Raw genomic sequence first — 18,603 nt, forward strand, 5'->3', positions numbered from 1 at the left:
TCCCCGTGCTCTCCTTCAGGATCGCCCGGGTGCCGCTGCCGACGATGCCCACCAACGCCGAGGAGTTGCGCAGCGACAACCAGCACCTCGACAGCGCCTCCGTGCTGGAGCGCACGGGTGCGGCGCGGCGTTACGCGACCGGCATGATCGTCGGGATCACGCTGGTGGGGGCGGGCGCGCACGTGCTGCTGGTCACGGAGGGCCGCTGGATCGCCGTGGCCATGTCCGTGTGCCTGGCGCTGACGCAGCTGCTGCGGGCGCGCGTGTTCCAGGGCGTCGGTCAGCGGCTCTGGCTGATGCTCACGGGTTTCGCCGGGATCGCCGCCGTGGCGGTCGAGGTCGGCGTGGTCGTCGGCGGTGTGGCCGCGGTGGCCATGGCGCTCGGGCTGTTGTGGACCGCGATGATCGTGGTCGGCATGGGGGTGTGGTTGCCCAACGGGCGGCTCTCGCCCTTCTGGGGCCGCGCGGGCGACATCGTGGACTGGCTGTTCATCGTGTCGCTGGTGCCGCTGGCGCTCGGCGTCCTCGACGTCTACGCGTGGGTACGCGGCCTGGCGGGCTGAGATCGGCGCACGGTTTGTGCGGATCTACATACCGTGATTGGTGCATATGAGGCAGGATGACGCCTGTGACGGATTTCGGGGACTTCGGCAACATCGACATCGACAAGCTCCTGCACAGCCTGGATGAGCAGATCGGCAAGTCGGAACAGGTGCAGAAGTCGATGAGCCGGCTGGTCGGCCGAGGCGAGGACGCCGACGGTCTGGTGCTCGTCGAGTACGCGCACGACGGGCTGCGGACGCTGGACATCCGCCCGAAGGCCATGCGCCTGAGCTCAGGCGAGCTGTCCGAGCGGATCAAGGTCGTCATCCAGGACGCCATCGACGACCTGCAACGTCAGATCGATGAGTTCATGACCGAGACGTACGGCAGGGAAGCCAATCCCATGCGCGTGATCGACAACCCGGCGGCCATGCTGAAGGACGTCAGACGGGCGGAGGGCAGCTACGAGCGTGCCTTCGAAGACGTCATGGGGGAGCTGTCCCGCATCCGGCGGGAGCTCGACCTCTAGCTCGACCGTGAGTGTTGCAGATCTGTTACACGTTCTTATCGGGACATCTGTTAACAGAGTGGCGTTTGGTGCTTGTATGTGTACTAAAGCCGAAATACCTGGAGGTGTCAGTGGTTGACTTTTATGGCGCGAGTCCTGGCCAGATCACGAAGGCGTCCGCCCACGTCGTCGACACGGCACAGTACATCGAGGGTCTGCGGGTGGCGACCGAGACGACCGCCAACGGTCTACTGCAGACCGGCTGGCTAGGACCGGCGGCGGCCAAGTTCAGGGTCGCCATGGCCAACTGGGACGCGTCCATGCGGGCAGTGCGGACCGACCTCGAGGGCATCGCCGACAAGATGGGCGTCAACTCGGTCGTCTACAGCGCCACCGACCAGGACGTGGAGGCCGGTGTCGGCCGCGTCGAAAACCTGATCAACGTCGTCGTCAAGTAGGGGGTTGAGGATGAGCGCCGAGCTCGACTTCACCAAAGTCAACTTCGGGCAGATGGATCTCGCCCAGCAGGACTTCGTCAAGATCCTGGGTTCCTTCGAGAAAGCCACCGACGACCTCCTGGTCAAGCTGAGGACCGAGCTGGAAGGGCACTGGGAAGGTGGCGCCGAGGAGTTCTTCAGGCAGCACGAGCAGAAGTGGAATCAGGCTGAGGCACAGATGCGGCTCCAGCTGAACGAGCTGCAGCGTGCCGTCCAGATCGCCAACGAGAACTACCGGGCCGCTGAGGCCCGTAACAAGGCCATCTGGTACGACGGCTGAAACCTGAGACGGCGTTCGTTGCCCGGCCACCGTACGCGGTGGCCGGATCGTGTGAAGGGGGCACATGGGCGAGTCATGGCCGGGGCTCGACGACACTGACGACGAGCTCTACTACGACGTGGGCAAGATGCGGGCCGTCGCCGACGACTTGGAGATCGCCCTGGCTCCCACGCAGGGCGCGGGCGGCACGAGGGAGGGCGTGACGGGCTCCGTCGAGTCTCTCAACGGGTATTTCTCCCTCGACGAGAGTCACATCGGCAGGTGGCCCGCCGCCAGCGCGTTCGCGGCGAGCGTGAGCACCCTCATCCCTGACAGGAGCACCTACGGCCCCTACTACATGGGAAGCGGGCACGGTCTCGCCCAGCTCTACCAGGCGTACGTCGAGTGCTGCCAGGAGGTCGTTCAGGCGATCAGGGAGAGCGCCGACGTCTACGAGAGAACCAATCCCCCACAGGCTGACGCTGGAGAGTGAGCTGAGTGGCAGAGCGGAGCGTTACCGTCCGCGATTCGTCCGCCAGGCCGACGGAGGTCTGCATCGCGGCGAAACGCGAGCAGATCCTGGCCTGGCTGGAGGACACATCCCCTGTGGAGGTCCACGACAGGGGCATGACGTACGCCAAGGTGGCCGAGAACATCAGGTCGCTGGCCGACGCCCTTCCCGAGGTCGGCGCCGCGCTCAACGGCGCGTGGAGGGCGGGCAGCGCCGCGAAGACGCAGCAGGCGCTGCGCAAGCTCCAGGCCAGTGGCAGCCGGCTGGCGACGGCCATGCAGGACATGTCGGATGCGCTCACCCTCTACGGGCGCGACTACCTGCCGCAGGCCATCGAGGAGGCGCGCAAGGACGCCTCCGGCGACCAGGGCGACGACGGCCCGGCCCGGCAGGCGCTGGAGAAGCTCAACCGCCGTATCATCAGCCTGTACGAGAACAAGATCCCGGAGACCGTGAGTGTCGACCTGCCGGAGGTCTCCCCGGCCGGAGCGCCCGAGACCCGGCGCATGCCGCTCGAGACCCAGACGCCCTACCGGCAGGGTGACTACTGGAACGGCGGCGGCTCGGATTCGGGCGCCTCGAACGGCTCCGGCCCGTACGGCAGCACCGGCTCGCACGGCGGCACCGGCACCTCGGGGAGCAACGCCGGCTCTGACAGCGGTTCGGACGGCGGCAGGGACGGCGGCCGGGACAGCGGGAGGGACAGCGGCACGGGCGACGACCCGGCGGCAGAGTCCCCGGCATCGCCCGGCGACCAGACCGGCTCCACCGGCGACCAGACCGGCCAGTCGCCGGCGGAGCAGAACCCCGGCGACGGCACCACGCCCGCCGTGATCGACAACAACACCACCGACACGCCGGGCGACACGAAGGACCCCGGCAGCACCGAGTCGGCCAACGCGCCCGTGCAGAATCCCCCCACCACTCACATGCCGGTGACCCAGCAGCCCGTCGGCTCGCAGCCCCCCGGCACGCCAGCGGTGATCGGTGGCGGCGGCTCGTACACCCAGGCGGCCGCCGTCGGCGCGGGGTCGGCACGCCCGGCGATCGGCGGCATGGGCATGGGCATGCCGTTCTTCCCGATGGGCGGCGCGGCGGGCGGCGAGCAGTCGCAGGACCAGGAGCGCTCGACCTACCTGACGGAGGACCGCGACATGTGGCACCCGGGGGAGCGCTCGACGTCGCCGGTGATCGGCGCCTGAAGGAGGCGGCATGGCACTCGAACGCGATCCGGACTGGCCCGGTGCGTCGGACAAGGACGAGACGGAAGATCCCTACATCGACCGTGCCGAGGTGCGGCGCATCGCCGGGGAGATGAACGAGCTCCTCAAGAAGATCAAGGACTTGTCCGGCATCCCGGTGACGGAGTTCGCGGGGCCTGTGGGTGGTGAGGCTTCCGAACCGGAACTGCCCACAGGAGCCGGCTCCCTGGCCGACCTCCAGCGATACTGCGCGCTCAACGAGCACCAGACGGGTCAGTGGCCCGCGGCCATGCAGTACGGGTTCTCGGCGCAGATGGCCTACAGCACTCTGGTAGGGGAGCCGGGCGCGGGCAGCGGCGGACTCTATGCCCAGCTGGTCGCCAGGGCGGACGAGGCGTTCGACGAAGGGCTGACGGAGATAGCCAGGACGTCGCAGCGCGCCGAGTCCGCGTCCGAAGAAGCCGCCACGCAGCGGGACGCCTGAGGAGGAGACGCGACCATGCCCGAGCCCGAGACGACCACCACCCGCCTCCACCTCAATGACGCGAGCCTGGACACCTCGACGCCCGACGCATCGTGGACGAAGAGCACCATCGCCAGCACCGGCTTGATGGACAGCACGATCGACGAGGTCAAGAGGCACATCGACGATACGGACCCGGCAGCCGTGAAGCTGGCCGGGCTCTACTACGTGGCGGCCGAGCCCTTGCTCAACAGCTTCGCCACGGACCTGAAGACGAAAGCGGGCGACCTGGCGGAGCACTACAAGGGCCCTGCGGCGTACCAGACCCAGTTGCAGCTGCAGGGTCTGGCGGCCAGCGCCCGCGAGCTGGCCACGAAGCTCGGCGTCATGGGAAGGTCGCTGAAGGGATACGGCGAGACGCTGCACTGGGCCCAGGCGAACGTCGTCGAGTCCGCCTATCGCGACTCACGTTCCGACCAGGACATCGACTACGCTGCCGCGCTCAATCCGTTCAACGGCCCGCATCGCGGTGACGAGCGGGCGGCCGACCACATGAAGGCCGTCAACGAGCGGATCGCCGGGCACTACGAGCAGCTGCCCAGCGAGGTGCAGCAGGCGCTCCCGATCGTCGTAAATCCAGAAATGCCGGACTTTCAGAACGATTCACGCCTTCCCGGCGGCCCGCCCTGGGGCGACCACAGGAGTGTCGGCGGTTACGACCCCAGCTCGTTCGGCCCAGGCTCGGTGAAGGGCGTTCCGGCCGTGGCAGGGCCGGGCGACGGCACCTACCCCGGCGACGGCACCTACCCGGGCGGGAACTACCCCGGCGATGGCCGTCCCGGGACGGGCGACCTGTCCGGCAACGACGGCTCGGTGGGCAACGTCCCGTCGAGCCCGTCCGGCACGCCCGTCGGCGTCGACTCTCCCGGAGGCCCCCAAGACCCCGGCTCCGTCGGCGCCCCCACCGCGACCACGCCCAACCCGGGTGGCACCGACCTGGCCGGCTACGACCCTTCGACCGGCAACACCACACCCGGCGGCACCCAGACGACGACCGGAAATCCCGGCACGGGCACGGGCACGGGCGTCCCCGGCGGGAGCGGGGGCAACGGGGGCGCGGCCCTCGCGGGCGCGGGGCGTACGGGAGCGGGCGGTATGGGATTCCCCATGATGCCCATGATGGGCGGCGGCGCGGGCGGTCACGACCAGGGCCAGGACAGGGAGAGCTCGACCTGGCTCGCCGAGGACGACGACGTGTGGGGTGGCCCCGAGGGCACCACACAGTCCACGATCGCCTGACCCCGTAACGGGCGTCGTGTACGGCTCCGAACCCACAGACAGAAAGGGCGGCCATGGACACAGGGGGTAACTTTTCCAACGGTATCCCCAGCGCCGGGGCCTTCGGCGGCAACGTCGAGATCAAGTGGGAGCACGGCGCCATCGAGAAGGCCGGCAAGGACATCGGCGAGCAGGCGCCGAACATGGGAAGGATCGCCCAGGAGACCGGGGGGATCCGCGTTGAGCCTCCCGCGTTCGGTGTCATCGGGATAGGCCTGAACTACGCGCACGACCAGACGAAGGACGGCGCGGTCAGCGCACTCAACACGGCCAAGAGCGTGCTGGCCGACTACGAGAGCGCCCTCGAGTCGTTGGAGAAGAACTACCGCAAGGCCGACAAGGACAGCGACGGAGTCATCAAGACCGGCGGGGACGGTCCCGGCGGCGGGATAGACCCCGCCGCGTTCGAGATGCCCGGCGGTGGCGGCCTGCCCGACGGTGGCCTGCCCGACGGCGGTCTGCCGGGGGGTGGTCTGCCCGACGGTGGTCTGCCGGGGGGTGGTCTGCCCGACGGCGGCCTGCCTTCGTCCAAGCTGCCCGGCGCGGACGTGCCGTCGCCGGAGATGCCGGACACCAAGGTGCCCTCACCGGAGATGCCCGGCGCCGACATGCCGTCGCCGGAGACGCCTGGCGCCGACATGCCCAGCACCGACATGCCGCAGGCCAACGTCCCCTCTATCGAGGACCAGCTCAACCGGGAGGTCCCGCAGCTCGACCCCAATGGCACCGACCTCGCGGGCTACAACCCGTCTGTCCCGAACCCGTCGCTGCCGAACTCTTCGGTGCCGAACCCCTCCACGTCCCTGGGGCCCGGAGCCGGACCCGGCATGGGCACCGCCCCGCCGTCGGGCGGCGCCGCCCCCGGCGTCCAGCCCGGCGCGGCCGGCGCCCGTGGCGGCGGCATGAACGGGATGGGCGGCATGCCGTTCATGCCGATGATGCCGGGAACCGGTGGCGGACAGCAGGACCGCGACCGGGAGAAACCCGATTACGTGCGCGGCGACGAGGCCGACTGGCTCGACGACATCGACATCGCGCCGCAGGTGATCGGCGAGGACGAGTAGGAAGGGCGGCAGCGCCGGATGCCATTTGATTACACAGGATATTCGAGCGACCGGTGGCAGTTCGTCACCGCGGCCTCGATGGCGACCGCGGCCGCCCTGGTCCTCTACGAATACCCGTCGGCCAAGCGGATAGCGCTGGCGATCGGGGTCTGCGTCTCGAATCCCGGAGGCATGCGGGATGCCGCCGGCCAGTGGCAGTCCCCCTCGACCGGGGAAGGTGAGATCGACTTCGACGGCATCCGGCAGAGGGTGCTCGACGTCAAGGAGCGAATCTCCGGTGGCGACCTGTGGGCGGGCGAGGCCAAGAACCTCGCCAGCGATTCGGTGGACAAGCTGCTGGAGCAGGTGGACACCGCCAAGCGGCATTTCTCGGGCATGGGCGGCAGCATGGAGTGCTGCAGCACCATCTATCACTACGCCGCGGAAGCGTTCATGGCCGTGGCCACGGTGATGGCGGGCGTGGCCGCCTGGCGCCTGAAAACCATGCTGATCCCTGTCATCGGGGTTCAGATCGCCGTAAGGGGAGTGATCCACGGAATTCTGGCGGCGCTGGGTGAGGTCGTGAGCGGGCTGGCCACCAAGCTCGGCAAGACGCTGACGATGACGGTCGGCATCGTCGGCATGGTCAATCTCATGTGCGCCACGATGACCCAGATGCTCACGCAGAACCGCCCCAAGCCCGACTTCGCCCCGACCGGAGTGGAGTACGCGCCCCCGGAGCAGAAGGGCGGCGTGGGCGGCCTGAAGCCAACGAACGGCGGCATGCCCGACACCCAGGCCATGGCCCAGGGCGGCGGAATGATGGGCGGCATTATCTGAGGCTCGCGCCCTAAGAGGCCGTCACCTGCAACGGCGATCGGGCGTCCGCGGGATCCAACGTCGGGCCCTCGGGCAGCAGGTGCACGAGGTTGCCCGGCATCGGCGCCACGTCATCGGCGCCGTACCCGAGCTTGTTGATCTGGTCCGCGGACGTGAGCGGATATTTGCGTCCCTGGTCGGAGAGCAGGAAGTAGGTCTGGACGGACCCCTTCTGCCCGTCGCCGGGCAGGAGGCCGCCCAGCGCCGCCGCACCCGCCGGCAGCAGCACCTGGTCGAAGTGCTCCTGGTCGCCCCGCGTGCTCGGCGGCGGGATGGTCATGCTGCCGCCGACGGTCACCTTGGCGCGGGCCGAGCCGTTCTGCGTGTCGGCGTACACCGAGCAGAGCGGGCTCGACGAGGGCACGACCTTCGGCAAGGTGGTGGGCAATCCCGATACGGCGAGGTTCTGGCGGGAGGTCTTGGAGTTCGCCGTGGCGGCGTCGATCTCCAGCGGCTTGGCGACCTGCTTGCCGTAGGCGCGCTTGATGGCGGGGTCTTCGAGCAGCAGGGTGGCCTGGGTGAGGGTGATGGGCGCGAGCCCGTCGGAGAGGAGGACGTACCACCGGGCCGCGGCCCCGCTCACGCCCTGCACGGTGTATACCTGGCCGATGGCGGCCCGGCCGCCGCTCGGCCCGCGTACTTTCCGGCCCAGGTCCGAAACCTTGGGGGGCAGGAAGTCGGGCCCGGGAGGAATGGCGTTGACCCAGGTCGGGGGCACCTTCTTGGGCCGGGCGTTGAGCGCGCGCACGCCGCTGTCGTTCACCTTCATCCGGGTGTCGTTCCAGATGACCCACGACTGATTGCCGTCGGTGACGACCAGCGCGCCGGCGCCGACGGGCGTGCCGCCGACCTTCGTCCCGCCCACCAGCGTGACGTACGGCACCGGCGTTCCCGAGGCGTCGGGGGCCTCGGTCACGCACACCGACCAGGGGCCCTTGACCAGCTTGTCCTTCTCGGGCAGCGAGTCCGGCGCCCCGGCGATGCCCACCAGGGGCCCGCGGGGATATTTGGCCAGTGAGGCGGCGGAGACGCTTCTGACCTCGAAGTTCGAGGTGTCCAGCAGCAGGAGGGCGGAGACGTAGTTGGCGACCGGCAGCAGCCGCTGCTGCTCCTGGCTGTAGACGTATTTGGCGCCGGTCTCCTCCTCGACGAGCAGCCTGCCGGGCTCTTCGAGCTTCGTCGCGTTGCCGGGGCTGAGCAGCCCCCAGATGCCGAACGCGGCCATGATCAGCACCCCGACGATGATGCCGCAGAACGTGGCGACGTTGTGCCGCCGCATCGGTGTCTCGGGCACGTCGGGCTCGGCCTGCAGCAGCGCCAGCCCCAGGCGCTGCTGCATGAGCCGATGCGCTTGATAGAGGTCCTTCTGGGTCTGCATCTCACCTCTCCCGAGTCCCAGGAATCAGCATAGAGCGCCCAGGTGTCATGAATTCCGGTCAATCGGCCAGGTTCCGCTACGGCAGCGCCAAGCCCCAGTACAGCGCCCACGGCAGGAACACCGCACCGCCGGTGATCAGCACGCCCAGCCGGACCCTCTCGCCGCGGGCCGTGACCCGTCGCCGGCGCACCCAGACGAGCAGCGTCCCGGCGACGGTCGCCACGGCCAGCGCCTGGAGCGCGAGCCAGATCACCGGCCGCCCGGCCACCACCGGTCCGGGCACGGCCAGCTTGCCGCCGGACATGATCAGGTAGAACAGGTAGCAGAACCCGCCGGCCACCGCCGCCAGTCCGGCGCCGCTGACCACCCGCGCGGCCACGAGCGGGGACTCCGCAGGGGCCGACCGCCTGACGCGGCGCACCAGCGCCACGAGTGGATAGCCGCCGAACGCCACCAGGAAAACGACGAGCGCCGCCAGTTGCACGGCCGCCGACTCCCACCAGGCGGCCGGCGGGACCCGCACGGTGTCGTCCTCCTGGACCGGCGCCGGCCCGGACACGTCCGCCGTGGGCGCCCGCCCCGAGGTCGCCTTGCCCACCCAGCTCCCCACCAGGTCCGCGTAGCCGGGGGCGAGCTCGGGCAGCCGGGTGACCCCGCCGTCGGGTGTCAGGTGCGCCGCGTGGTCGGCGTTGGCGAAGAACCTGAAGGTGTACGCCCTGTTGCCGCCCTTCTCCAGGGCCGCGGCCATGATCGGAGGTGCCTCCCTGGGAGGCGTCAGCAGGTCGTGCACGCCCCAGATCGCCAGCACGGGCCAGCGCACCTGGGCGACGACCGGCCCGGGGTCGAAGTAGGGCTCGGGGAACATGCCGCCGTCGGCGACCGCGCGGTACAGGTTCGGCACGGTCCGGTCGACGAGCGGCCCGTGCACCCCCGCCTTGCGCAGCCCGGCGGCCACCGCCCAGGTCTGCTGCCGCAGCGGTGACAGCCCGTTCGCCCCTACGAGGATCACGAAGGCGATGTCCGTGGACCGTGCGGCCGCCATGGGAACCACCCATCCGCCTTCGCTGAACCCCAGCGCGCCGACCTTGCCGGGATCGACCCCCGGCCGGCTCCTGAGCGCTCCCACGGCGCCGAGCGCGTCCTCGGCCAGTTGCGCGTACGACCTGTCGAACAGCGAGTAGCCCTCGGACCGCTTGTCGTAGATCAGCACCGAGAGGCCCTGCCGGGCGAAGGCGACGGCCTCGGCCAGCAGCTTCTCCCTCGGCGTTCCGTCACCGGCGCCGTGCACCAGCACGACCCCGGCCCGGCCGTCGCGGGCGTCGGCGGGGCTGACGACGCTGCCCCGCAGGCCCAGCCCTCCGCCGCCGCGGAAGGTAACGTCCTGCGCCACCAGGTCACCGGGCAGGTCGGGCAGGGGCGCGGTGTCCGCCGCCGCGACGGGGGCGAGGGGCGCTAAAAGTGTGGCGGCCACCGTGATGGCCGCGAGAATGAGTCGCATAGTGCCGAGACTACTCTGCAGAGACCTCTCGGCAAACGCATGTCTGCAGATATCGTTCTGGAGTACTAGCCTGCTCCTCATGAAGGACGACGAGCCCCACGAGCGCCATGAGCCGTACGTGCTCGACGACCCCGAGCGGCTCAAGGCCCTAGCCCATCCCATGCGCCGCCGCATGCTCACCCTGCTCAATCTGCACGGCCCCGCCACTTCGACCACTCTCGGCGAGCTGCTCGGCGCCAAGACCGGCACGACCAGTTACCACCTGCGCCAGCTGGAGAAGTACGGCTTCATCGAGGAGATCCCCGAGCGGTCGTCGGGCCGCGAACGCTGGTGGCGCCGTACCCGCATCCTGCGCGACATGCGCGCTCCCCACCCCGACGAGCTCGCGCCGGGCGACCGGGCGGTCCTGGAGGAGTTCCACCGGGTCGGCTACGAGGAGGACCTCGCCCTGGTGGAGCGCTTCCCCGCCGCCTACCGCGCCGACCCCGACTGGGCGTGGGGCTCGCGCGGGCTGGTCCGCATGACCAAGGACGAGCTGAAAGCCTTCCAGGACGAGTACGTTGCCCTGCTGCTCAGACACGGTCACCAGGCCGACGACGCCCCGCCGGGCGCCCGCCCCCTCTTCGTCCGCCTCTTCACCCTCCCCGCCGACGACGGCTGACTCCTACGGGCCGCCGGGGAGCGCCACCTGGACGGGGGTGAAGGTGCCGGTCGTCACCAGGAAGCCACGTCCCGGCGGGCCTCCGGCCGCGCCGCGCGGCAGGCGGATGGAGAACAGGTCGCCGTCGGCCTGGCCCTGCACGGCCAGCAGGAGCCCCGTGCGCGACTTGCGCGTCTCCGCCGCGAACCCGCGGTAGGCGACGGCCAGGTCGCCCGTCACGCCGGCGATGAGCAGCCCGTGGTCGCCGTCCCTGCCCGACCGGAGCACCTCCCCAAGGGCCGTACCCAGCGGGCCGTCCGCGTTGATCAGCTCGGCGTCGTCCACCAGCACGACGTAGCCGTGCAGGTCCGCGACGATGTCCGGCAGGTCGGTGGCGTTGCCGTCGAGCACCGCCGCGGCGCCGTCCAGTTCCTTCAGCGGGCTGCGCCTCGGGGCGACGGCGACGACGGGGGTGCCGCGGGCGATCAGCGAGCGGGCGGCCGTCAGCAGCGCCGACGAGCGGCCGGAACGCGACGGCCCCGCGATCACCGCGCCGGGGCCGTGGGCCAGCAGGTCGATCCCGAGCGGACCCAGGGCGTCGCCCCCCGCGCCGACCAGCGACCACAGCGACGACGGAGGGCTGAACGCCGGGTCGAGGGCGAGCGTCTGGGCCGCCGTGATCCGCATCGGAAGCGCGTCCACCCGCAGCGGCGGATCCCCCTCCCAGCGCCAGACGGCCCTGCCGGCGACCGATGGACTCTCGTGGCTCGCGTCCGCGCCGGCGGGGCCCGCGGCGGCGCGGGCCAGGGACTGCAGCGCGGCGACCTGCGCGGGTCCCGCCGGGTCCGCGTCCAGCAGGGCGATGTGGTGTTCCACGATGCCGTGCTCGCCCAGTGAGAGCGCCCGGCCCGGCGGTACGGACGACGGCAGGCCCTTGAGCGGGAACCCCGCCAGGCCGTAGTCGGACGGGTCGGACAACCGCAGCAGCAGCCGGTCGTCGAAAACCGTCGAGATCTGCCCGAGCAGGCCGGAACGGTCGCTGGTGACCACCGCGCGCAGGCCCACCGCCGGGCCTTCGCGCAGCAGCTGGAGCAGCCCTTCGATCATGCGGCCGTAGTCGTAGCCCTCGAAGGCGGCGACGAAGCCCTCCCAGCGGTCGAGCATGAGCACCAGCCACGGCAGTCGGTGGCCCGCCTGCCGGTACTCGGCCAGGGACGCGTGCCCGGCCTCGGCCAGCAGCTGCTGGCGGCGGCCCACCTCGGCCCTGAGACGGGTCAGCAGGCGCTCCACCCGGTCGAGCTGGTCACGGGTCACCACCGCGCCGCAGTGCGGCATCGCCACCAGCGGCAGCAGCGCTCCCGAGCCGCAGTCGACCGCGTGCACGTGCACGTCCGAGGGAGAGGCGTGGGCCGCGATGGAGCCCGCGATCGTACGCAGGGCCGTCGACCGGCCGCTGCGGGCCGCCCCCGCGATGAGCAGGTGACCGCCGTGCGGCAGGTCCAGCGCCAGCGCATGCCGGTCCTGGGCCCACGGCCTGTCGGTGACGCCGAACGGCAGCGGCGCCACCTCCGTGAACGCGCCCCCGTACGCCGCGTTGTCGGGGACCGGCGCGGCCAGAACGGGATGCCCGGCGGGGGGCAGGTCGAGTACGAGGCCGGTGGGCAGCGGCTCCAGCCACGGACTGGGCTGGGCGGGGACGTCGGCCAGGCGAGCGGCCTCGATGAGGGCGTCGGCGACGAGCCCGAGGTCCGTGCCCGTCGTGTCCTCCTCCGGCTCCGGAGGCGGCGGCAGCGGCCGCCCCAAGGAGCGCCAGCCGACCTCCAGCACCCGCACGTCGCCCGCGCGTGACGGCCCTCCGGCGGCGGGGCTGCGTCCGCCGACCCTGGCCGTCTGCACGGCCGTCGCCGCCCCCACCCCCGAGCGCACGTAACAGCGGCCGGGCGTCGACTTGGAGATGTGGGCCGCGTCGGGCAGGTCGATCACGTCGGACGACTCCGCCGGCTCGGTCACCCGCAGCGCGATCCGCAGCGAGGTGTTGGCCTGGATGTCGGCGGTGACGACGCCCGCGGGCCGCTGCGTGGCCAGGATGAGGTGGATGCCCAGTGACCGGCCCCTGCGGGCGATGTCGACCAGACCGGTGACGAAGTCGGGCAGCTCGGCCACCAGCGCGGCGAACTCGTCGATGATCAGCACCAGGCGGGGCAGCGCGGGGCCGGTGTAGTCGTCGATGTCCTTGGCGCCCGCCGCCAGCAGCAGGCGTTCCCTGCGGCGGATCTCGGCCGCCAGCGAGTCGAGGGCGCGCTGGGTCAGGTGGCCGTCGAGGTCGCTGACCATGCCGACGGTGTGCGGCAGGCGCACACACTCCTTGAAGGCCGCCCCGCCCTTGTAGTCGATCAGCACGAACGTGAGCTGGTCGGGCCGGTTGGCCACCGCGAGGGAGCAGATGAGCGTCTGGAGCAGCTCCGACTTGCCCGCGCCCGTGGTGCCGGCGATGAGCCCGTGGGGGCCGTCGAGTCTGAGGTCCACCGAGAAGGGGCCGTCGGGGCCGACGCCGATCAGCGCCTCGGTGGTGCCGCGGTCCCGCCAGCGGCCGGCCAGCTCCCGGCCGGAGGGTACGGGCAGGCCCATGAGGTCGAGCAGGCGTACCGCGCCCGGCAGGTTCCCCGCGGGGTCGTCCCTGCTGACGTCGCGGATCGGGGCGAGGGCCCTGGCCAGCCGGTCGCACCACGTGGGGGAGACGAGGTCGGCGAGCACCGGCCCGATGACGTCGAGGCCGCCGCCGCGCAGCTGCGCGAGGCCGTCGTCGCCGCACGCGGCCACCGTCTGGCACTCCTCGGGCAGCAGGCGCTGGTCCTCGTCGAGTGCGAGGGCGTACACGCCGCAGCGCGGCCCTTGGCGCAGCACCTGCGGCATCCCGGGCAGGCCGCGCAGCACCTGGGCGCCGTCCAGCACCACCAGCACGTCGTACGGGCGCACGTCGTACGAGGAGTACGTGGGCTTCTCGGGGCCGCCGAGGTCGTCCCACCCGGTGGGGATCTTGCCCAGCTCGGGGATCGCGGTGTTCTGGCGTTCGTCGACGAGCGCGGCGAGCTCGGAGACGCGCCGCGCCGCCGACTCGGGGTCGGTGCCCGCCAGCGCCACGCATTCCTGGCCCGACTGCGGCGAGCAGTGCGGCAGCCAGCGCATCCAGCCCCAGCGCTGCTCGCCGTCGGCGTGCGCGGACACGATCACTATGGCCAGGTCGCGCGGGCTGTGCAGGGTCGCGGCCTGGGCGATCAGCCAGCCGGCCAGGGCGGTCGCGGCCTCGCGCGAGCCGGTGACGCCGGCCACGCCCAGCCGGCGCATGGGCAGCGCCACCGGCACGGAACGGCACAGGGGCGGTTCGATGCGCCCGCCCTGCTCCTCCGACAGCTCCAGGTCGGCCGGCAGGTCGGCCAGCCCCACCCGCAGCCTGAGCGCGTCGTCGTCGTGGCTCCTGCGCTCCCACAACCGCCTGCGCGGGCCGGTGGCCGTGAGCAGCACCTGGGCGGGGTCGGGCGCGTTGGACCTGCGGACCGCCTCGTCGGCCACCCTTGCGCGCTCCACGGCCTCGTCGTACTCCCGGAGCTGCTCCTTGTACTCCTTGACGGCCTTCTTGTGCTGCTTCTTGCCATGACGGCGGTCGCTCCACCACTGGCCGATCATGATCACGGGTGTCATGAGGGCGACGAGCAGGTAGTACGGCTGTTTCAGCGCGATCGCCAGGGTGATGCCGAGCACGGCGGGGAGGAGGGCGGCGAGCAGTTGCAGGCGCATGCCCTCGTTCCGCGTCGGCTCCTTCGGCTTGACGAACGTGCGCTCGGGTTCCGGGCGGCGGAGCCTCGGCGGGCGGTTGTAGGCCACGCCGCCCTCGCTCCTGGGGGCGAGGTGGGCGTCCTTGGGCTCGATCGAGGTCAGCACGAACACCGACGAGCCGCAGGTCAGCACGGCCTGGTCGGGCCAGTCGACGGGTTCGGTGAGCGGCCGGCCGTCGAGCTCGGGGATTTCGCCGTAGCCGGCCGTGAGCTCGGCCGCCTCGCGTTCGGCGACCCGCGCCGTGAGCTCGGCGACCTCGTCGGCCCAGCGTCCCTTCAGCTTGAGCCTGGGCGCCTCGCCGGGCTCCCGCCACGCCCGCTCCACCGTGATCGCGTCCGGCGTCACGCGTACGGCCACCGCCTCGGGAGCCAGCGCGGGATCGTCGACGGCCATCGCGCACATCGGGTCGGAGCCGATGACGTGCACGCCGAGCCCCAGCCGGTGCACGGTGCCCGCGCGGGGGCCTCCGACCACGCGTACCTCGGCGACGCCTCCCGGCTCCTCGACGACGGTGGCGCGGGCGAGGCGGCCGTCTAGGGTCACCTTGTCGCCGTCGCGCAGCACGGCGGCGGCCGGCGCGCGCGGGTCGAGGGGGCGACCGTCGCGCCAGAGCGTGGGCGCACGGCCGGCCGGCGCGGCGGATTCCCGCTCCGGCCTGCGAGGCGGGGGGATGTGCGGGCCGTCGGGTCCGGCCGGCAGGCCGTAGGGGGCTCGGGCCCGGGGCAGCCGTACGACGTCGGCCAGCGGCCCCTGGTCGCTGAGCGCCTCGCTCACCCTCGCCACCGTGGCGCCGTCGTCTCCGTCGATCACGACGTCACGGTCGCCCTGCCCGCCGAGCACGGTGAGCATGATCCGCATGGTGCCGTCTCCTCGGTCGACTCCGGGCGCCAAAGGTAACGCCCGGATCGGTTTCAGGTGCGCGAGTTGACGGCAATGGCATGGGGAATGTGCGGTGACTTGAGCCGATATGTTGCCATCAACCTGTGAAAAGAGTGACTGCTGTGGTCAAAGTGACGGCTAGCCGGAAAAATCAATACTCGTCAACTCGTTAGAAACAATAGGCATCGATTATTTGTTGTTGACATCGCGCCACCTGCGAAACGAGCATTGGTCCTCGCATTCCGCCCCCGTCATCACGCCAAGCCCCACATAATGGCGTGAATTCCGCAATTCACTTCGGGAGCCCCCCACCCATGAGGACCAGTGAAAAGCCTGCCCCCAACGCGGCGGCGGGGTTGTCCGGCCCGGCCTCGCGCAAGCTCCCCGTGCCACCCCGCGAACGCAAGCCGGCCCTCGCCGCGCTGGCCGTCCTGCTCATCCTGGGCGGCGCGCTGGCCACGACGCTGCTCGTCCTGCGCAGCGGCGACCGCGTCTCCGCCATCCGCGTCACCCAGCAGGTCGGCGCAGGCCAGAAGTTCACCGCGCAGGCGCTCGAAGAGGTCAAGATCGCCGCTGAGGGCGTCGAATACGTCAGCTGGTCGCAGCGCCGGCAGGTGATCGGCAGTTTCGCCGCCGTCACCATCCTGCCCGGCACCCTGCTGACCAACCAGATGGGCGCCGAGGCCAGCTCCGAGCTCGGCGAGGGAAAGGCCACCGTCGGGCTGGCGCTCAAGCCGGGCCAAATGCCCGCGGGCCTGAAAGAGGGCGACCGCGTTCAACTGGTGCACGTTCCGAGCCGGGCGAGCCAGGGAGAAAGCCGGGTCCTCGCCGCGAGCGCGCTCGTCTTCTCCGTCGGCGACAAGTCGCGCACCGGGAATTCCGGCCAGATCACGGTCGTCGTCGATTCGTCGGCGTCACCGGAAATCGTGGCCTTCGCCTCCAGCGGGGAGATCGCGGTCGCCGAGCTCCCGGGGGCACGCTGACGTGGCGCTCATCGTCCTGGCCGCCGACAAAGGCGCGCCGGGTGTGACGACCGCGGCCACCGCCCTGGCGGCGGTCTGGCCGCGACCCGTGCTGCTGGCCGAATGCGACCCGGCGGGCGGCGACCTCGCCTACCGGCTGCCCGCCGCCGACGGCGGCGTGCTCAACCCCGGCAAGGGCCTGCTCACGCTGGGCGCCACCGCCCGGCGCGGCCTCGAACCCGCGCAGATCCACCAGCACACGCAGAAGATCGTCGGTGGGCTCGACGTGCTGGCCGGGCTTACGCACGGCGAGCAGGCCGCGGGGCTCACCTGGTTGTGGGGCCCGCTCGGCCGGGCGCTGGCTGCCATCCCCAACGCCGACGTCATCGCCGACTGCGGCCGGCTCGGCGCCCACCCCCAGCTCGGCGACCTGATGGCCGAGGCCGAGCAGGTCGTGCTGCTCACCCGCGCGACCCTCGACCACGTCGCCCACCTGCGCGAGCGGCTGCAGATCACCAAGGCGCACGGCGTCGCGGTGATCGCCGACCCGCGCAACTACCGCGCCTCGATCGACGACGTACGCCGGATCGTCGGCAACACCGTCCAATACGTCTACGGCCTGGCCCACGACCCCAAGGGCGCCGAACTCCTGCGCGGGCAGTGGGGCGGCCGGCTCGACCGCTCTCTCCTGATCCGTACGGCACGCGACCTCGCGGCAAGGCTGGTGAGCCACCGATGATCGACCACTCCCTCGTCAAGCGTTTCCGCCAGGAGGTCGGCGACCGGCTGGCCCACCAGCGCAGGCTCGACCAGGCCAACGGCCTGCCCACGATGACCGGCGAGGACGAGCGCCAGTTCGCCAGGGCGCTGATCTCCCAGGTGCTGGAGGAGCACGCCCGCGGCGAGATCGGGCTGGGCCGCACTCCGCCCACGGTCGAGGAGGAGGAGGCCCTCGCGGCCGGCATCCACGCCGCCCTGTTCGGCGTGGGCCGCCTGCAGCCGCTCCTCGACGACACCCAGGTCGAGAACATCGACATCAACGGCTGCGACCGGGTGTTCGTCAGCTACGCCGACGGCCAGGAGCTCATGCACGATCCGGTCGCCGACTCCGACGACGAGCTGACCGAGCTGATCCAGATCCTGGCGGCCTACTCCGGCCTGTCCAGCAGGCCGTTCGACACCGCCAACCCACAGCTCGATCTGCGCCTGCCCGACGGCTCCCGGCTGAGCGCCGTCATGGACGTCACGGTCAGGCCGGCCGTGTCGATCCGCCGCGCCCGCCTCGGCAAGGTCTTCCTGTCCGACCTGACCGGCAACGGCACGATCAGCCCCGACGTCGCGAGGTTCCTGACGGCCGCCGTCGCCGCACGCAAGAACATCATGATCGCGGGCTCGACCAACGCCGGCAAGACCACCCTGCTCAGGGCGCTGGCCAACGAGATCCCGCCCAGCGAACGCCTCATCACGGTCGAACGCGCCCTCGAACTCGGCCTCGACCAGTTCCCCGAGCTCCACCCCAACGTCGTCGCCTTCGAGCAGCGCCTGCCCAACTCCGAGGGCCAGGGCGAGATCTCCATGGCCGAGCTGGTCAGGCGCTCCCTGCGGATGAACCCCAGCCGCGTCATCGTCGGCGAGGTGCTCGGCGACGAGATCGTCACCATGCTCAACGCGATGACCCAGGGCAACGACGGCTCCCTGTCGACCATCCACGCCAACTCCAGCATGGAGGTCTTCAACCGCATCTCCACCTACGCCCTGCAGGCCGGCGAGCGGCTGCCCATCGACGCCACCCACATGCTCATCGCGGGCGCCATCGACTTCGTCGTCTTCGTCGAGAAGCGCAACGACTACCACGTCGGCGGCACGCTGCGCCGCTACGTCTCCAGCATCCGCGAGGTCAACGGCTGCGACGGCCGCGTCCTGTCGAGCGAGGTGTTCGCGCCGGGCCCCGACGGCGCCGCCGTCCCCCACGCGCCGATCTCCTGCATGGAGGAACTGGCCGCCCACGGTTACACCCCGGGGGGCTGGTGAGCATGGGCGCGTTCACGTTCGACCCGCTGGCGCTGCTCGCCGGCGCCGTGGCGGGCGGGCTGGCGGGAGGCGTGGGGACGGCGAGTGCCGTGCTGCCGGGCGGCGCCACCGTGGCCGCCCTGGCCGTCGTGAACGCCG

The 18,603-nt window shown here is 71.2% G+C and carries 17 protein-coding genes; 14 read left to right on the plus strand and 3 right to left on the minus strand.

Annotated elements, in window-relative coordinates; all coding sequences use genetic code 11:
- The 10 genes from eccD to GUY59_RS39725 form a co-directional block, all read left to right on the plus strand.
- On the plus strand, positions 1 to 563 hold a 563-nt coding region (gene eccD, locus GUY59_RS39680; RefSeq protein WP_161714943.1), incomplete at its 5' end, for a type VII secretion integral membrane protein EccD.
- 56 nt (positions 564 to 619) lie between these two features.
- Positions 620 to 1,072, plus strand: a complete 453-nt coding sequence (locus tag GUY59_RS39685; RefSeq protein ID WP_201761889.1) for a YbaB/EbfC family DNA-binding protein — start codon at positions 620 to 622, stop codon at positions 1,070 to 1,072.
- A 110-nt stretch (positions 1,073 to 1,182) separates the two neighbouring features.
- Entirely contained in the window at positions 1,183 to 1,509 is a 327-nt protein-coding gene (locus tag GUY59_RS39690; RefSeq protein WP_161714944.1) for a WXG100 family type VII secretion target, read from the plus strand.
- Positions 1,510 to 1,519: 10 nt separating this feature from the next.
- Complete coding sequence (locus GUY59_RS39695; protein WP_138208612.1) at positions 1,520 to 1,828, plus strand: WXG100 family type VII secretion target; 309 nt, start codon at positions 1,520 to 1,522, stop codon at positions 1,826 to 1,828.
- Positions 1,829 to 1,892: 64 nt separating this feature from the next.
- Positions 1,893 to 2,300: a hypothetical protein gene (locus tag GUY59_RS39700; protein ID WP_138208613.1), complete on the plus strand. Its 408-nt coding sequence runs from the start codon at positions 1,893 to 1,895 to the stop codon at positions 2,298 to 2,300.
- Positions 2,301 to 2,305: 5 nt separating this feature from the next.
- Entirely contained in the window at positions 2,306 to 3,520 is a 1,215-nt protein-coding gene (locus tag GUY59_RS39705) for a WXG100 family type VII secretion target (RefSeq protein WP_138208614.1), read from the plus strand.
- A 10-nt stretch (positions 3,521 to 3,530) separates the two neighbouring features.
- Positions 3,531 to 4,004 (plus strand): hypothetical protein, encoded by a 474-nt coding sequence (locus tag GUY59_RS39710; RefSeq protein ID WP_138208615.1) that lies wholly within the window; start codon positions 3,531 to 3,533, stop codon positions 4,002 to 4,004.
- Between the two features lie 15 nt (positions 4,005 to 4,019).
- Positions 4,020 to 5,282, plus strand: coding sequence for a hypothetical protein (locus GUY59_RS39715; protein WP_161714945.1), 1,263 nt, complete (start codon positions 4,020 to 4,022; stop codon positions 5,280 to 5,282).
- Between the two features lie 53 nt (positions 5,283 to 5,335).
- The gene (locus GUY59_RS39720) at positions 5,336 to 6,385 is read left to right on the plus strand and encodes a hypothetical protein (protein WP_138207557.1); all 1,050 of its coding nucleotides are present in this window, start codon (positions 5,336 to 5,338) and stop codon (positions 6,383 to 6,385) included.
- A gap of 78 nt (positions 6,386 to 6,463) precedes the next feature.
- Positions 6,464 to 7,204 carry a hypothetical protein gene (locus tag GUY59_RS39725; RefSeq protein ID WP_138207559.1) on the plus strand — a complete coding sequence of 247 codons (741 nt, stop codon included), beginning with the start codon at positions 6,464 to 6,466 and terminating at the stop codon, positions 7,202 to 7,204.
- Between the two features lie 10 nt (positions 7,205 to 7,214).
- On the opposite strand, the gene eccB is transcribed toward GUY59_RS39725, so the two are convergent.
- Positions 7,215 to 8,621, minus strand: a complete 1,407-nt coding sequence (gene eccB / locus GUY59_RS39730) for a type VII secretion protein EccB (protein ID WP_138207561.1) — start codon at positions 8,619 to 8,621, stop codon at positions 7,215 to 7,217.
- Positions 8,622 to 8,697: 76 nt separating this feature from the next.
- Complete coding sequence (locus tag GUY59_RS39735; protein WP_201761890.1) at positions 8,698 to 10,119, minus strand: alpha/beta hydrolase family protein; 1,422 nt, start codon at positions 10,117 to 10,119, stop codon at positions 8,698 to 8,700.
- A 79-nt stretch (positions 10,120 to 10,198) separates the two neighbouring features.
- On the opposite strand from GUY59_RS39735, the gene GUY59_RS39740 reads away from it, so the two are divergent.
- Complete coding sequence (locus tag GUY59_RS39740) at positions 10,199 to 10,780, plus strand: ArsR/SmtB family transcription factor (protein WP_138207563.1); 582 nt, start codon at positions 10,199 to 10,201, stop codon at positions 10,778 to 10,780.
- A 3-nt stretch (positions 10,781 to 10,783) separates the two neighbouring features.
- On the opposite strand, the gene GUY59_RS39745 is transcribed toward GUY59_RS39740, so the two are convergent.
- Complete coding sequence (locus GUY59_RS39745) at positions 10,784 to 15,451, minus strand: FtsK/SpoIIIE domain-containing protein (RefSeq protein WP_138207565.1); 4,668 nt, start codon at positions 15,449 to 15,451, stop codon at positions 10,784 to 10,786.
- A 335-nt stretch (positions 15,452 to 15,786) separates the two neighbouring features.
- Here GUY59_RS39745 and GUY59_RS39750 point away from each other — a divergent pair, with 335 nt between their 5' ends.
- The 3 genes from GUY59_RS39750 to GUY59_RS39760 are packed head-to-tail and all read left to right on the plus strand — an operon-like array spanning position 15,787 to position 18,465.
- Positions 15,787 to 16,455 carry a hypothetical protein gene (locus GUY59_RS39750; RefSeq protein WP_138207567.1) on the plus strand — a complete coding sequence of 223 codons (669 nt, stop codon included), beginning with the start codon at positions 15,787 to 15,789 and terminating at the stop codon, positions 16,453 to 16,455.
- Between the two features lies 1 nt (position 16,456).
- Complete coding sequence (locus GUY59_RS39755; protein ID WP_138207569.1) at positions 16,457 to 17,173, plus strand: hypothetical protein; 717 nt, start codon at positions 16,457 to 16,459, stop codon at positions 17,171 to 17,173.
- Entirely contained in the window at positions 17,170 to 18,465 is a 1,296-nt protein-coding gene (locus GUY59_RS39760; RefSeq protein ID WP_132337391.1) for a CpaF family protein, read from the plus strand. Before GUY59_RS39755 ends, GUY59_RS39760 begins: the two co-directional genes overlap by 4 nt.
- The last annotated feature ends 138 nt before the right edge of the window (positions 18,466 to 18,603 follow it).

The sequence above is a fragment of the Nonomuraea sp. K271 genome (assembly GCF_009908215.1).
Lineage (GTDB): Bacteria > Actinomycetota > Actinomycetes > Streptosporangiales > Streptosporangiaceae > Nonomuraea > Nonomuraea longispora.